The following is a 15,390-nucleotide window of genomic DNA, read 5'->3' on the forward strand; positions in this document are numbered from 1 at the left end:
TGCGCATATGCTTTAAAGCGGATAGGTGCGATGCCATGGTGATCACCAGACGAAGGCGCCGATTGCCAACCCGGCCGTTACACCGATCAGGCAGGACAGGATTAACAACGGGGTTTTGAGATCATTGGTGTGGCGTGCGGTCAGGACGGAAAGGCGTTCGTCAAACCCGCCCAGCGATTTGTCAAAGCGCACCAGAAAGACTTCGAGTTCATCCACCCGGCTTGACAGTTCTTCCTGACCGGTACGGACCAGTTTCACGCCTGCTTCGATACCGTCATCGGCCGAGGCAAGTTCATCCATGCGTTTCGATGCACTGACCAGACGTTTGGCGGCTTCGCGTTGCCCGTTTTGCAGGATGTGCTGTGCCGCAAGAAGCCGGTCCAGCCGGTCCAGAATTTTGCCAAGCGGTGCATTCAGCGCAGTGTGGGCTTCCTGTTCGCTTTGGGTCGGGATACGCAGTGTGATTTCGTCCTTGGTGCCGGGCATGACGGCACAAACAGAAAGGCTGTCGACATTGGCAACAGCTGCATCGGGCAATTCCACCTCGAATGCGTGCTTTCCATCGCCGATACCATTGCGGCGCAAATCGACGCGTTCATTTTCGGCCGTCTCGCGCAGCAATGCATGGCCGTTAAGGCGCACGACCACCTCGATCCGGGCATCCGGGTTTTGCGGCGACCAGACCCAGCCATATAACCGATTCCGGTCAATGGCATCGACCCGCCCTTCCAGGGTCGGCGCAGGTTGCTCGGCGTCTTGTGTGACGCTTGGCGCCGGGGTTTCTTCCATCGTCTGTTTTTCAGCAACAGCCATAGCGGCCTCCTTGTTGAACGTCAGGCGGCAACAAAATCAGGGCGAACCATGCGGCGGATCATCGCCAGATATTCCTGCGCGACATCATCAATCCCAGCCGGCGCCCGGACATGGCCCGACAGTTTTTTCCAGAGTTTCGGATTGGTTGCGCAGTCTTTCATGACGCGGGCCAGCTCGGCCGGGTCATCGGGGTGCACATGGATACCGTCATGGCCATCGCGAACCATTTCGGCCATGCCGCCAATGGAACTGGTGATCACCGGACGTCCATGCTGGAAGGCTTCCTGAATGACCAGTGGCGCATTTTCCCACCAGATCGACGGCACAACGACCCAGTCGACCCGCGCCATCAGATCGGGAATATCTTCGCGCTGATAGGCGCCGATATGGTGCACCTGCGGGCCGCTTTGTTCGACCAGATCGGTAATGCGATCGGTAAACTGGTCGGTCTGATAAAGAGCAGCACCATGGATGCGCAGATTGAAATCGACCTGGTTTTCCGAAAGGATCCGACCGGCTTCAAGCAGAACATCCGCCCCCTTCCAGGGGTTGAGATTGCCGAAATAGCCAAAGACATTGGGCATTCCGGCAGCACCGATATCGCGTTTGGGTGCGGCCGGGACAGTTGGGCGACCATTATTGATCACCGAGATTCTGTCTGGCTCGATGCCCCAGTCGATATAACGATCGCGCAGGAATTCGCTTGGCGAGACAAAATGATCCACCACGCGCAGATGGTTGCGCAGATTGACCGCGCGCATTGCATGTTGATCGGGTGTAAACCCATCAAGCCCGGACAAACACCCGGTGGCGTCGGCCTTGGTATAGCGGTTTCTGGTCCTGCGATGGATCATCAGACCATCATTCGGGCAGATCTGATAATAGTCATGCAGGGTCATGACAATCCGACAGTTCGGCAGAACACGGCGGATCAGCATTGGCAATTCGATGCCCCACAGCACCAGATGATGGATATGCACCACATCCGGGGCCCAGCTTTTCAAAAGGCGTGTGAAATCCGGGGCCACCGCATAAAGATCGGTCTGGGACATGTTGAAGCGATCAAAATGCCCCGCCCAAAACAGCATTTCATCACCAGCATCATTGATGGCCTGAAAACTTGTGCCCGGGCGGCGTTCGCGATGAACATCGTTGGTCGCCCCGATGAACAGCGCTTCGCATTCCGCACGTTTGTAGGCATGAAACAGGTCATGGGCGAAAATTTCCGTGCCCCCCGGATGCAGATCGGGGTGATTGTGGGCAAGCACCATTATCCGCGGGTTCATGCGTTCCTCCGTGGTTTCCGGGCAATCAGGAAATCCTGATAATGGGCGGCTGCCTTGCCGCGCCATGCGCCAAAGCTTTTGGTGTGGATGTCAAAGCCGGCAGTCGTCAGGGCATCATCAAGAAAGGCATCGTCAAACCCGACGGCGGCCATCGGATTTTCGCCACGCAGATGCCAGCAGGGCTGACCGTCGGCCTTTTCGAATGCCTTAAGGCGGGCATCACGGTCCGGATGAGACGGATCATCGTCCGCGCACATGACAAAGGCGGTCAGAAACAGCCGCCCGCCCGGGCGCAGCACACGAAAGACCTCGGAACAATAGGCTTCGATTTCGTCTGGCGGCAGGTGGGTTGCCACCGAGATCATTGCGGTGAAATCGAATGTTCCGTCCTGAAAAGGCAATCGTATGCCGCGCCCGCTGATTTCGCCTTCCGGGTTGTAAAGTGCGTTCCTGATGTCGGCACATTCAAACCGGAAATTCGGATAGGCTGGCGTGATGGCACGCTTGCACCATTCAATGCCGTTGCGCACGGGATCCAGACCACGATAAATCGCCTTTTCGGGGTTCAGGAACTGTGTCAACGGGACGGCAATGCGGCCAATACCGCAACCGATATCAAGAACATCGTCAGTGGTTTTAAGCCCGCCCATGCGGACAAAATGATCAAGGAATTCCGCGCCGATGACCCGATAATCGCCATCGCCGACAAAGACGTCTTCTTCGGGGGGAACCGGAAGAAAACGGTTGGAAATGATTTGCTGGCACAACCAGGCAAGATGGGTTTCGCCAAAATCGGATGTCAGCGGGGATTGGTGTTCAGACAATGCAAGAACCTGGCTCATGCCGCTTCTCCGTCAGTGGTTTTTTGCGACCGGTATTGCGGCACACCGTTGGTGTGAATGTCTTCGAGCACATCCCCCCAGCGCGCAGCATGCAGCCAGGCGTTATATTCGGCAGCCACGCCGCGCATGTAATCAACATGGGTGGAGATGGATTTGCGTTCGAAGTGATAGAGGCTGACATCGGGGACGTATTTGATGTCGAAATCGGCCTTGCGAATTTTCAGGCAAAGATCGCTGTCTTCGTAGTCGCCAATCACATAATCCTCGGTGAAGCCACCGACCGCTTCAAAGGCATCACGATGGATCATCATGCAGGCACCGGTGACACCGGGGACCGAGCGTTCAATATTGGCATCCTTGAACTGGTCGGGCATGCCTTTGTGATAGTGGTAGTTCAGCCATTTGCCGCTTTCATTGCGGGCAAAATACATCCCGGCATGCTGGATCGAGCCATCTTCAAACAGGAGTTTCGGACCGACGACCGCGACTTCATCAGCACCGCCCAATTTGGCGGCCATGCCTTGCGCCCAGCCGGGCGTATGGGGGATGACATCAGAATTGAGCATGGCCAGAAAATGCCCGTGCGCCTGTTCTGCACCGGCATTGCAAGCCCGGGCATAACCGCCATTGCGTGTCATCACCACCAGGCGCATCGGAATGCCATACAGAATATGCAGACCGCGCAGCAAATGTTCGCATTCTTCGGCCTGTTCCGGGGAATCAAGCACAAAGACCAATTCACAATATCTGGCGACCCAGTCATCACAGGCAAACGCCCCGACCTGCGCACGCAAGAAGCCCAGAACACGATAGAGCGGCACAATGATCGACACATCCGGGTCGTCGTGCGGGGTGCCGATTTCAATGACCCGGTCAACCTTGACCGAGCCCATCAGCTTTTGCTGCAGATCCCCAATCACAGGTGCAAGGCAGTTTTCGATAATGTCTGCGGTCAGGTGTTGTGGGGGCACAGCGCGCAGAATGCGCGCGCGCGCCTCGGCGGGGTCGATCGGCTGGGCGGGCGGAACCATCAGATGCCGGTTACCCGATTTCAGGCGCATCAGGCTTCTGGGTTGAAGGATCGGGACCGGGCTTTGGATACCCTGATAGAACCCGACAAAGCCGGTTGCCGGAACTGTCCGGTCATCATCCTGCACGTTGCCATGATATCGATAAAATCCATCCCCGAACGGATGGGCGATACCCTTGCTGTCGAGAAGATCTATGCTGGCAATCATATCGACCGGATCGCGATACCAGCCGCCAATCAGGGTGCCGCGTGCCGTTGTGACCGCAAGATCAACCTCGCCACTTGGAAGCGATCCGCCACCCGACACGCGCTGGCTTGAAAGCGGACAGCGGAGCTGGAATTCAATCGCGGCCTTGCTGGACTTCATGTCAGCACGTGCGAGCGTACCAATGATATATTCGCGCAGATCGGCGTCCGATTTGCCCTGCTTTTGCCACCAGCGGGCCAGTGATGGCAGACCTGATGCATCGGGCAGATGACGCACAGCAAGAGTGCGCATACCGGTAACCACCAGATAAGCCCCTGTTTCGGTGCTTGCCCGATCCGCAATCATATAGGCAATCTTTTGACCGCGCGGTCCGGTCTGGCTGATATGGGGAAGCTGTGTCAGACGCTTGAAACCCGACGGGGCAACAATGAATACCGCCTCGATATCGTTAAAGGCATCAGGCAACGCGGTGGCCAGCAATATCTTTTCATCGGACAGTTTTGCGACAGCTTTGGCCGGCTTTGGCCGGTCGACAATCGCCGCGACGAGCTGACGCAGGAAATTGTTGTAGCTTTTGGACAACCGCAACCGGAACAGGCTTGCCCACATCCCCAAAAGTGTCGACACCAATGAAAGCCGACCGGCGGGCGTCACACCGTTCAAAAGCGTTGATGCACTGGCAAATTCAAAATCGCCATCGGGGTCAATTGTGATCTCGTCCTTGCGGCCCAGCGTTCCGGCCTCGGCCAGAATTGTGACCGGCTCATCCACCGGACGGCGGATGACGCGCAGCAATCGGGTACCGCCCCCGTCGAGCGGCAGACGCAAAGTAGCCTGCGGCGAAATCGCAGCACCATCAATCGTTTCAAGCTTGGGAACTTCCCACAAACGGGTGGGTGTATCCCAACTCAACAACAACGTATCAGGGTTCAGCAGGCAAACACCGGGCGCTTCGCCGGTCGTCCGCACTGCATCGGACGAGGCAAATTCAAGCATGACATTCTTTCACTTACTTGAAGATCAGGACGGGTAGCCCGCAGCCGAAGCTGCGGACGCCCATATTGGATTACTGAACGCTAAAGAAGCTGTCCGGATCGTCCTGGATGTCTTCTGCATCGACATTGTTAAGGGTAATGGAATCACCATTCCCAAGGTCGATGACAGTATTGGCGCCAACTTGCGTTGCACGTGCAGCAACGTCATCGGCGGTTTCAATGCCGGTGTCGTTGATATTGCTGCTAATGGAAAGCATGTCCTCGCCAGCCTGGAAGTCGAGCACGACATCGTTGCCGCCACCCCCGGAGAAGACAAAGGTGTCTGCGCCGGAACCGCCGGACAGAACATCGTCCCCTGCACCGCCTTCGAGGACATCATCCCCGGCACCGCCCAAGAGAACGTCGTCACCTTCACCGCCCTGGAGAACATCGTTTCCAGAACCGCCAAGCATGACATCATCACCGGCACCGCCGAGCATGATATCGTCGCCACCGCCGCCGATCATGACGTCATCGCCAGAACCGCCGTCGAGCACATCGTCACCTGATCCGCCAAGCATGATATCGTCACCCGATCCACCTGACAGAACGTCATCGCCAGAGCCACCTGACAGCAGGTCGCTCCCGGCACCTCCGATCAGTGCATCGACGCCCGACCCACCAAACAGAAGATCATCACCTTCGCCACCAATGGCGACATCGTCGCCTGATCCGCCGAACAAGGCATCATCGCCTTCTTCGCCGAACAGAACGTCGTCATCACCTTGTCCGAAGATTGTGTCGTCTCCGCCACGTCCAAAGATGACGTCACTGAAACGAGATCCGAGAAGCGCATCATCAAAGGCGCCGCCTTCGAGAGTTGCCATGTAATCCTCCTTCGTGTCCCAACATTAATGACATCGCGGGGATGTTTCCCTCGCGAGAGGATGGCCGTTCCCTCAGGGCGGTCTGAGCCCCGCGGATAACGGCCACTCAGAAAACCCTACATTTTTTTACTTATCTACTGGAGGGTATTGTTGTGATTTTATTTTGTCAACATTATGACTTACTTCGATATTGATTGCATATATTCGATAAATACTGTTTTTATTTTACTTATTATTTAATTCAAAATTTGATCTATACTTGCAAAGAAAAGGGTCAATCCCGGTTTTCTGCCGGATTGACCCCAGTTCCGCATCACGCGGGGAGGAATCACTCTTCTCGGAAGGCCTTGTCCATGCTCTGAACGATCGGATCGACCAGATAATCGATTGCCTTGCGCGGTGTTTTCAAAACCAGAATGTTCGCAGGCATGCCCGGGCGCAGTTTGATATCTTCATGCCGGGCAAGTTCCGCCGGATCGATGGCCGCACGCACGATGTAATAGGACGCATCGCGCTGTTCATCGACGGTTTGGTCGGGCGCGACATAGCGTACCTCGCCATTCAGGGGAGCTAATCGGCGCTGACTATAGGCGGTCAGTCGTATTTGCGCCTTTGAGCCGACCTGAACCGAGTCGATGTCCTGTCGGTTGATGCGTGCTTCGATCACCAATGGTTCATCTTCGGGAATGATATCCATGATCGGTTCAGCCGGACTGATCACACCGCCCGGCGTTCTGATCTGAATGTTGGCGACCGTTCCTGCCTGTGGTGCTTTTACCTCAAGCCGGTTCAGGACGTCCGTGCTGGCGCGCATGCGTTGGGTGACATCATTCAGCGCAAGCTGGGCTTCCTGAATTTCGGTCGCAATATCGCTTTGCCATTCCATTTCGATTGAAGCCAGATTGATCTCGGCTTCGGCCTTTTGCTGCTGTGCGGCGGCTTTTTGGGCCTTGAATTCGCCCATATCGCCGACCAGATCCGACCAGTTGTTTTCAATCTCGACCAGTTGGGTTCGGGTGGCAAAGCCCTTCTCGGCCAGTTCACGGATCCCTTTCAGCTGCTCGGCGACAAGCTTTTCCTGACGGGTACGGGCTTTGATTTGCGAATCGAGTGCCTGGGCTTCGGCTTCGAATTGATCGATCTGTTTGGCCTGGGCATCGCGTTTGGCTGCATAGACCTCGTTACGTTTGGCAAACAGGCGCTCCTCGTCACGCAGGATGTCGTCGACATAATCATCCTCACTGGCCATGAGTTCCTGCGGGAAAGTGATGTTTTGCAGACCACGCTGTTCGGCGCGCAATCGCGCAAGCTTTGCCATCAGGCCATAACGTTCACCCCGCAACTGACCCAGTTCGGCCTCGCTGCGCGTTCCATCCAGAAGCGCCAATACCTGACCTGCTTTGACTTTCTCGCCCTCTTCGACCAGAAGCTTTTTCAGGATGCCGCCTTCATAGTGATTAACGACCTTCTTTTTGGAATCGACAATCACCGACCCGGTCGCCACAGCCGCACTATCAAGTTCGGCGGTAAAACCCCAGGTCAGGAAACCGCCAAATCCCAGAATGATTACGGCGAGACCGGCCATGATCGGCTTGCGCAGGCTTTGGCGTGATGCTTCGCGTTCTTCGGACAGAATCTGGTGCCAGGCGACTTGGGGCTCCTCGGCCGGGATCGTTGCCCCGCCTTCATCAAGGTTAATGACACGGTTCATGCCGCACCTCCGTTTTCCTGCTTACGTTTGACCGAAGGCAGGCTTTTGATATCGTCATTTTCATTGGAAAGATTGCGGATCACGTCTGTTCGTTCGCCAAACTGTTTGACCCGCCCGTCCTGCATCACCAGAAGCTTGGTCGCGTATTGCATGATACTTTGACGATGGGCGATCAGAACCACCATGGCCCCGGAATCGGCGGCCTGGCGTACAGCACGGATCAGCGATGCTTCGCCTTCGGCATCAAGGTTGGCATTGGGTTCATCAAGAACCAGAAGCCGCGGCCAGCCATAAAGTGCGCGCGCCAATGCAATGCGCTGTTGCTGGCCACCCGATAGCGTATGGCGCCCGGCACCAATCGGCGTGTCATAGCCCAGCGGCAACCGCCCGATCATCTCATGAACACCCGCCGCGCGGGCGGCCTCGATCACCTTGCGGGGGTTGGCGTCACGCATGCGACTGATATTGTCGCGAATGGTGCCATTCAAAAGCGACACCGATTGCGGCAAATAGCCGACCATGTCGCCAAACGATCCACGTTCCCATAAATAGGCATTATGCCCGTCAAGATAGACACCGCCATTTGCAGGTTTTGACGCGCCAACCAGCAACCGTGACAGGGTCGATTTGCCCGCCGCCGATGGCCCGACAACACCAAGGATGTCACCCGGGGCGAGCTCGAAACTGATTCCGCGCAGAACCGGTACATTTGAACCCGGTGCGGCATAAACCAGATTATCAACAATCAGCGGGCCTTCGGAGCGCGGGGTGGGTTTGATTTCACGTTCAGACTGGCTTTCTTCGAGCATCGATCGGATGCGTTTCCAGGATGAAAATGCCCCGACCCAGGCCCGCCAATCACGCGTGACATTATCGAACGGCAACAACAGCCGTCCCATAATCACCGTGCCGCCGATCATCGCACCCGGTGTGGTTTCGCCCAGAATGACAAGATAGGCGCCCATGGCCAGCACGATGATTTGCATTCCAAAGCGCGCTGAACGCGTAACGGAATACATCCCCTTGCTGCGCATATTGCCGACATCAAGCAGCTCGCTCGCATGGATTTGGGCCTGCCGCCAGCGCAGGGCCAAGGCAGGCATCATGCCCATTGCTTCGATCACCTCGGCATTCGAGACGGTCGATCCGATATCACCGATATTGCGCAGATTGGCGTCGGTTCCTTCCTTGGTGACCTGACGGACCATCAGGTCCCCCAACAGGCTCAGCCCGATCAGGGTCAAGACCGCCACCAGACCGGCAATCCCGTAATAGGGATGCAGTGCAAACATCACAAACAGGAAGATCGGCGACCAGATGGCCTCAAGCGGGGCGGCGATGGTGGTGCCGGTGATGAAGTTGCGCAAATCGGACAGGTCCCGCAGCACCTGGGTTCCGTGCAGGGATCCTTTTTCAAGGGCCACCCGCATGGCCGCCGAAATCGCCGGCAGGTTCAGGCGACGCAAAAGTGACTTTGCCATTTCCTGGAACACAAGCGCGCGCAGGAAATCAAGAATGCCATACAGGATGATGGCCCCGATCGCGATCACCAATAACAGGATCAGCGTGTCGGTGCTTTGGCTGTTGATCACGCGATCATGGACCTGCAGCATGAAAAGCGGCACGGTCAGTTGAAGGATATTGATGAAGCCGCTCATTACGCCGGCCCAGCCCAATCCGCGAACAAAGGTGAATCGGGCTTCACGAATGACGGACCTTGCATCAAGTTCTGGTCGTGCATCCTTGGAAGCGGCATGTTTTGCCAGCTTTTTACGGCCAAATTGCATCGAAAATCATCCAATTAAGCAAAAGTCATAGTTTTTCCGCAATCTAATCACATAGTTGCGATGGCATGATGATCTACAATAAAATCAAATATGTCGATCTCATGTTGACGATTGGACAATGTAAAAACATTAACAACGGAAGTAATTCAAAAATAAAAATACTTTGGAATTACTTCTGAAAAACGAGCAAACTGTGGGAAGTAAAAGGCGTTCTGGAAAATTGTTCAAGAACAACGTCTTGTTATCTTCCCCAACACGAAAATTGTGTCCGGGAAAACCTTCCCTGGCATCAACTCTCGCTTGGGACCAGATAACGGATCGAAAGTTATGACCGTCACGCATCTTGAACTGGCAAATACCGTCGAGCGGATATATCGGCGGTTTGCGGATTTGTTACGGGTAGATCTTATCCGACTCGGAAAGGATGACATCAGCCCGGCGCAAGTGGCGCTGCTTTTTAACATTGGCGAAGACGAACTCTCGGTGCGCGATCTTTTGGATCGCGGCCACTATATGGGTTCAAACGCGTCTTATAATCTCAAACAGCTTGCTGAATCTGGCTATGTCGAACGACAGGTCATGGCACGCGACAGGCGATCTGCACGTCTGAAACTGACGGCAAAGGGTCATGAACTTTGTCAGGCATTGCATGAACTCCACGAGGAATATCACGACGCCCTGACCAGCAATCTTGAAGACCAGCAGGAAATGGAAACAGCGTTGCGTACCTTGCGCAGGCTGGAAGAATTCTGGACACAGACTCTCAGGTACGGGGGTGTTCCCGTCAACGGGTCCGTCGCTGTTCAGGAGGCACGAAACAGAAGATGAAAATTGTCCTCGTTCATCGTCATGGACCTGGACAGTTTGTACATCTTGCCTGTCATCTGGCCAATGCCGGATGGCAGGTATCGTTTCTGTGTGAAGCCATGAATGTGCGACTGCCCGGCATCCGGACACTGCGCCAACCAGCCACCCCACCGCCACCGGCCATGCCCTTTGCCCAATATCATCAGGAAGTGGGCCTGAAGGCTGCCAAAACGCTTGATAGCCTTGTGCGTGAGGAAGGCGTACCGGACATCGTTTACGGTCATATTGGCTGGGGCAGCATGATGTTTGCCCGTGATGTCCTGCCCGAAACACCCCTGATCGGGTATTGCGAACATTACTATCACGCGACAGGACGTGACGTCGGCTTTGCCCCAGATGAAGACATAACACTGGCCAAGCGGACCCAGCTTCGTCTGCGAAATGCCGCACAGTTGGCCACCCTTGACCAGCTTGATGCGGCGATCAGCCCGACACGCTGGCAGAAATCGGCTTTTCCTGTGGCCTATCACCACAAGATCGGTGTCTGCCATGAAGGTGTCGATACCCGTCGATGCCGCCCGAACCCGAACGCCAAGCTAACGCTTCCCGATGGAAGGGTGCTTGGCACTGGCGATCAGGTCATTACCTATGTCGCGCGCGACCTTGAACCATATCGCGGCTTTCCCACGTTCATGCGGGCAGCTGCAAAGCTTGCGAACGAAAACCCCGATGCTGTTTTTGTCGTCGCCGGCGGTGACGGGATCAGTTACGGACAGCCACGCGCCGATGGCCGGAAATGGCGTGATGTCATGTTAGACGAAACCGGGATCGATCGGTCGCGCATTCATTTTCTTGGCCAGATCCCGCATAACCAGCTGATCCGCATGTATCAGATCAGCTCGGCCCATATTTATCTGACATATCCGTTTGTGCTGTCCTGGTCGATGCTCGAAGCGATGGCGTGCGGGGCCCCTGTCATTGCCTCTGACACCGGCCCCTGTCAGGAGGTGATCCGCGATGGACAAAACGGACTTTTTACCGATTTTTGGGACAGCGACACACTGGCCGAAAAGATGGCCTTCTGCCTGACCCGACAAAATGATCTTGGCCGAATGCGTGGACAGGCCCGCAAAACGATTATCGATCACTTCGACCTTGAACTGTGCCTCGACAAACAAACCAGCCTGCTTGAACGCATGGTCTCCGCCGACATGGGGCCGAGTGCAAGGAAGCGAATGTGACTGATCTTTCGGGGATGCATCTTGGCCGATACCGGTTACGCTCCAGTCAGGAACACAAAAGCCGGAGATGAAGGGTGTCCTTCTTCTCCGGCTTTGTGATGTCAGGTCACGATTTTAATCGTGGACTTAATCCTCGCACTTACACGTCGAGGTTTGCGACCTTAAGTGCGTTGGACTGGATGAAGTCGCGGCGCGGTTCGACCACGTCGCCCATCAGGGTCGAGAAGACTTCTTCGGCCTCGTCAGCGTGCGCGACCTTGACCTGCAGGAGCGAGCGGACATTCGGGTCGAGCGTGGTTTCCCACAGCTGATCCGGGTTCATTTCACCCAGACCCTTATAGCGCTGGACCGAGATGCCGCGACGGCCGAATTCCATCACCGCATTGACCAGATCGACCGGGCCGTTGATCTTCCAGGTCTTGTCCTTGGCAACGAATTCCGCGCCCTTTTCAAACAGTTCGCGCAATTCGCCCAGAATACCGGCAATGGCGCGGGCTTCGGCCGAGCGCAGGATATTGCCGTCAATCACGTGGCGCTGTTCGACACCGCGCAACATACGCCAGATGACAATTTCATCGAGCGGTGCTTCACCCTGCCAGCCACGATCGAAATCTTCTTCGAGACTGTCGAGATGTTTGGCGAGAATCTGGGCGGCTTCGAGACGTTTGTTGTCATCATCAAGCAGGGCCGGGTTCAGCGCACCGGCAAGGGTTGCCTGTTCAAGAACCGAGATCGGCAGTTTGATCGACAGCGGCGCCAGGAGGCTTTTGGCCTTGCGCGAGAGTTCAACCACCCGAACCAGATCCGGCCCGGCAAGTTGCTGACCACCGTCAAGGGTCAGAACCGCTTCTTCGGTGCCCTGTGCGGTCAGGTATTGTTCCATCTCGCGGTCGTCCTTGAGATACTGGACCGAGTTACCACGCTTGGCGCGATAGAGCGGCGGCTGTGCGATATAGAGATAGCCGCGCTCGATCAGTTCAGGCATCTGACGATAGAAGAAGGTCAGAAGCAGGGTCCGGATATGCGCGCCATCGACGTCAGCATCGGTCATGATGATGATTTTGTGATAGCGGGCTTTTTCGATGTTGAAGTCATCGCGGCCAATCCCGGTGCCCATGGCGGTAATCAGGGTGCCGATTTCCTGACTTGAAAGCATTTTGTCAAAGCGTGCGCGTTCAACGTTCAGGATCTTACCACGCAGCGGCAGGATCGCCTGGAAACCACGTTCACGGCCCTGTTTGGCCGATCCGCCTGCGGAATCACCCTCCACGATGAACAGTTCGGCTTTGGACGCATCGCGTTCCTGACAGTCGGCAAGCTTGCCCGGAAGCGACGAGATATCAAGCGCACCTTTGCGCCGCGTCAGTTCGCGGGCCTTGCGCGCGGCTTCGCGGGCAGAAGCAGCTTCGACGACCTTGGTCACGATCTTGCGGGCATCGGCCGGGTGTTCTTCAAGCCATTGCTGGAGCTTGTCATTGACGATGTTTTCAACAACCGGACGGACTTCGGATGAGACCAGCTTGTCCTTGGTCTGGGAGGAGAATTTCGGATCGGGAACCTTGACCGAAATCACGCAAGACAGACCTTCGCGGGCATCATCACCGGACAGGGCAACCTTTTCCTTCTTGGCGATGCCGCTTTCCTGGGCGTAGTTGTTGATCTGACGGGTCAGGGCCGCACGGAAGCCGGCCATGTGCGTTCCGCCATCACGCTGGGGAATGTTGTTGGTAAAGCACAGCGTCTGTTCGTGATAGCTGTCATTCCATTGCAGGGCGACTTCGACGGTGATGCCGTCTTTTTCGCCTTCGATGCTGATGGCTTCTTCGATCTGGCGGGCCTTGTTCCGGTCAAGATATTCGACAAAGGCGCGAATACCGCCTTCGTAATGCAGTTTGGTTTCGACCGGATCGCCATGGCGTTCATCACGCAGGGTCAGGATCACGCCCGAGTTCAGGAAGGCCAGTTCGCGCAGGCGGTGTTCCAGGGTGCCGAAATCGAATTCGAGCTGGGTGAAGATTTCACCATCCGGATAGAAGGTGACTTCGGTACCGGAAAGCGGCGTTCCGTCTTCGGTCAGCGGGGCATCACCGACAACTTCCAGCGGCTTGATCGCATCGCCACCGGAAAATTCCATGTAATGTTCTTTGCCGTTACGCCAGATGCGCAACTTAAGCAGGGTCGACAGCGCGTTCACAACCGACACACCCACGCCGTGCAGACCACCGGAAACCTTATACGAGTTCTGGTCGAACTTACCGCCGGCATGAAGCTGGGTCATGATGACCTCGGCGGCGGATACGCCTTCTTCCTTGTGCATGTCGGTCGGAATGCCGCGCCCGTTATCGCGGATGGTCGCGGAACCATCGCCATTGAGCTGCACCCAGACAGTATCGCAATGCCCGGCAAGGGCTTCGTCAATCGCGTTATCGACGACTTCGTAGATCATGTGGTGCAAACCGGTTCCGTCATCGGTGTCACCGATATACATGCCCGGGCGTTTGCGCACCGCTTCAAGGCCCTTGAGAACCTTGATCGATTCTGCACCGTACTCCTGCTGTGCCGGTTCGGCAGTGTTCGGAGTTTCTGTTTCGTTGGTCATAGCGTCACAACCTCGGCATTCACGGAGTGGTTTCCAGGGACAGGGTGGCATCCTCCACACGGAAGAATTGCGCACGACCGTCCAAACCTTCAAACAGCGCCCGGTCCGTGCCTGTCATCCAGGCCTGGACGCCGAGCGCCACGATTTCATCAAACAGGTGCTTGCGCCGTTCTGCATCCAGATGCGCAACCACCTCGTCAAGCAACAGCAGCGGGCCAGCCCCGCGTGCCTTGGTTTGCAGGCGGGTATTGGCCATGATAATCGACAGCAACAACGCCTTTTGTTCCCCGGTGGAACATTGATCCGCCGACTGGCCCTTCGCATCGTGCCAGACCAGCAGATCACTGCGTTGCGGGCCGACAACTGCCCCGCCATAGGTCGCATCACGCGCACGTCCGTCGCGCAATGCAGCCCGCATTCTGTCTTCGACCTCGATCGCCGGATATTTTTCCAGCCAGTCTTCGAGATCCCCCGCCAGCGCCAGACGTGCGGCGGGAAACGGCCCGATGGCCATGGTGCCAGCCCGGCTTAACCGGGCCAGAAGATCGGCCCGGGCCACGGCAACGGCAATGCCGTGACGGACCATCGAATCTTCGATCGAGGCCAGCCATTTGTCATCACCCTTGCCTTCCTTGAGCAATTTGGCGCGTGAGCGCAGGGAATGCTCATAGGCGGCAACGCGGCTGCTGTGATCGGGATCAAGGCCATAGACCAGCCGATCCAGAAAGCGCCGACGTGCCGATGGCCCATCCAGAAACAGACGATCCATCTGTGGCGTCAGCCAGACCGCAGCACAGACCCGCCCCAGGGCAGCCTGCCCACGCTGGGACTGACCATCAATCCGGACAGCCCGGCGTTCGCGCCCCTGTTCAAGGGCAGCGGGATCAAGACCCGATCCGACCTGAAACACCCCGTCAGGGGTTTCGATTTCCGCAGCAACCGCCCAGGCCCGGGTTGCCCCGTTCGGCGCCGGCGGGACGCTGCGTGCGATATCGCCCAGTTTGGCCCGGCGCAATCCGCCACCCGGGGCCAGCAAGGATACCGCTTCGAGCAGGTTGGTCTTGCCCGCCCCGTTTGGTCCCGTCAGCACAACCGGCGCGCCACTAAGGGCCAGACGCAGGCTTTCGTAACAGCGAAAATCGCTGAGCTGGATGCGGGAAACGGCAAGACGGTTTGTCATGGACGCACCGTCTTTTGGCATGAGG

Annotated in this window: 11 protein-coding genes; 2 read left to right on the forward strand and 9 right to left on the reverse strand. The window is 56.5% G+C overall.

From position 1 onward, the window contains the following. Window positions 1-42: 42 nt before the first annotated feature. The 7 genes from SIB88_RS00835 to SIB88_RS00865 all read right to left on the reverse strand — a co-directional run bounded on the left by SIB88_RS00835 (window position 43) and on the right by SIB88_RS00865 (window position 9,538). Window positions 43-813 carry a hypothetical protein gene (locus SIB88_RS00835; protein ID WP_206926359.1) on the reverse strand — a complete coding sequence of 257 codons (771 nt, stop codon included), beginning with the start codon at window positions 811-813 and terminating at the stop codon, window positions 43-45. A gap of 20 nt (window positions 814-833) precedes the next feature. Continuing rightward, entirely contained in the window at window positions 834-2,099 is a 1,266-nt protein-coding gene (locus SIB88_RS00840; protein ID WP_412559089.1) for a glycosyltransferase family 4 protein, read from the reverse strand. Then, entirely contained in the window at window positions 2,096-2,941 is an 846-nt protein-coding gene (locus SIB88_RS00845; protein ID WP_287464695.1) for a class I SAM-dependent methyltransferase, read from the reverse strand. Before SIB88_RS00845 ends, SIB88_RS00840 begins: the two co-directional genes overlap by 4 nt. Beyond that, the gene (locus SIB88_RS00850; protein WP_412559090.1) at window positions 2,938-5,175 is read right to left on the reverse strand and encodes a glycosyltransferase family 2 protein; all 2,238 of its coding nucleotides are present in this window, start codon (window positions 5,173-5,175) and stop codon (window positions 2,938-2,940) included. The genes SIB88_RS00845 and SIB88_RS00850 overlap by 4 nt, the downstream gene beginning before the upstream one ends. Window positions 5,176-5,245: 70 nt before the next feature. Next, window positions 5,246-6,040, reverse strand: coding sequence for a calcium-binding protein (locus SIB88_RS00855; protein ID WP_101246857.1), 795 nt, complete (start codon window positions 6,038-6,040; stop codon window positions 5,246-5,248). 328 nt (window positions 6,041-6,368) lie between these two features. Beyond that, a complete protein-coding gene (locus SIB88_RS00860; RefSeq protein WP_412559091.1) occupies window positions 6,369-7,751 on the reverse strand; it encodes an HlyD family type I secretion periplasmic adaptor subunit in 1,383 nt (460 codons plus the stop codon). Beyond that, window positions 7,748-9,538, reverse strand: a complete 1,791-nt coding sequence (locus SIB88_RS00865; RefSeq protein WP_101246855.1) for a type I secretion system permease/ATPase — start codon at window positions 9,536-9,538, stop codon at window positions 7,748-7,750. The genes SIB88_RS00860 and SIB88_RS00865 overlap by 4 nt, the downstream gene beginning before the upstream one ends. A gap of 327 nt (window positions 9,539-9,865) precedes the next feature. On the opposite strand from SIB88_RS00865, the gene SIB88_RS00870 reads away from it, so the two are divergent. After that, entirely contained in the window at window positions 9,866-10,366 is a 501-nt protein-coding gene (locus SIB88_RS00870; RefSeq protein WP_114112240.1) for a MarR family winged helix-turn-helix transcriptional regulator, read from the forward strand. Then, window positions 10,363-11,586, forward strand: a complete 1,224-nt coding sequence (locus SIB88_RS00875) for a glycosyltransferase (RefSeq protein ID WP_412559093.1) — start codon at window positions 10,363-10,365, stop codon at window positions 11,584-11,586. The genes SIB88_RS00870 and SIB88_RS00875 overlap by 4 nt, the downstream gene beginning before the upstream one ends. Window positions 11,587-11,725: 139 nt before the next feature. Here the strand turns inward: SIB88_RS00875 and gyrB are convergent, their stop codons facing one another. After that, window positions 11,726-14,185, reverse strand: coding sequence for a DNA topoisomerase (ATP-hydrolyzing) subunit B (gene gyrB / locus SIB88_RS00880; RefSeq protein ID WP_101246852.1), 2,460 nt, complete (start codon window positions 14,183-14,185; stop codon window positions 11,726-11,728). 19 nt (window positions 14,186-14,204) lie between these two features. Further along, complete coding sequence (gene recF / locus SIB88_RS00885) at window positions 14,205-15,365, reverse strand: DNA replication/repair protein RecF (RefSeq protein WP_101247044.1); 1,161 nt, start codon at window positions 15,363-15,365, stop codon at window positions 14,205-14,207. Between the last annotated feature and the right edge of the window lie 25 nt (window positions 15,366-15,390).

The sequence above is a fragment of the Thalassospira sp. MIT121401 genome (genome assembly GCF_047125595.1).
Classification (GTDB): domain Bacteria; phylum Pseudomonadota; class Alphaproteobacteria; order Rhodospirillales; family Thalassospiraceae; genus Thalassospira; species Thalassospira povalilytica.

Excerpts from the sequence above, each read along its gene's own strand:
- SIB88_RS00870 (WP_114112240.1), top strand. The coding sequence starts at position 9,866 with ATGACCGTCACGCATCTTGAACTGGCAAATACCGTCGAGCGGATATAT.
- SIB88_RS00860 (WP_412559091.1), bottom strand. The coding sequence starts at position 7,751 with ATGAACCGTGTCATTAACCTTGATGAAGGCGGGGCAACGATCCCGGCC.
- SIB88_RS00850 (WP_412559090.1), bottom strand. The coding sequence starts at position 5,175 with ATGCTTGAATTTGCCTCGTCCGATGCAGTGCGGACGACCGGCGAAGCG.
- SIB88_RS00845 (WP_287464695.1), bottom strand. The coding sequence starts at position 2,941 with ATGAGCCAGGTTCTTGCATTGTCTGAACACCAATCCCCGCTGACATCC.
- SIB88_RS00875 (WP_412559093.1), top strand. The coding sequence starts at position 10,363 with ATGAAAATTGTCCTCGTTCATCGTCATGGACCTGGACAGTTTGTACAT.
- SIB88_RS00835 (WP_206926359.1), bottom strand. The coding sequence starts at position 813 with ATGGCTGTTGCTGAAAAACAGACGATGGAAGAAACCCCGGCGCCAAGC.
- SIB88_RS00840 (WP_412559089.1), bottom strand. The coding sequence starts at position 2,099 with ATGAACCCGCGGATAATGGTGCTTGCCCACAATCACCCCGATCTGCAT.
- SIB88_RS00855 (WP_101246857.1), bottom strand. The coding sequence starts at position 6,040 with ATGGCAACTCTCGAAGGCGGCGCCTTTGATGATGCGCTTCTCGGATCT.
- gyrB (WP_101246852.1), bottom strand. The coding sequence starts at position 14,185 with ATGACCAACGAAACAGAAACTCCGAACACTGCCGAACCGGCACAGCAG.
- SIB88_RS00865 (WP_101246855.1), bottom strand. The coding sequence starts at position 9,538 with ATGCAATTTGGCCGTAAAAAGCTGGCAAAACATGCCGCTTCCAAGGAT.
- recF (WP_101247044.1), bottom strand. The coding sequence starts at position 15,365 with ATGACAAACCGTCTTGCCGTTTCCCGCATCCAGCTCAGCGATTTTCGC.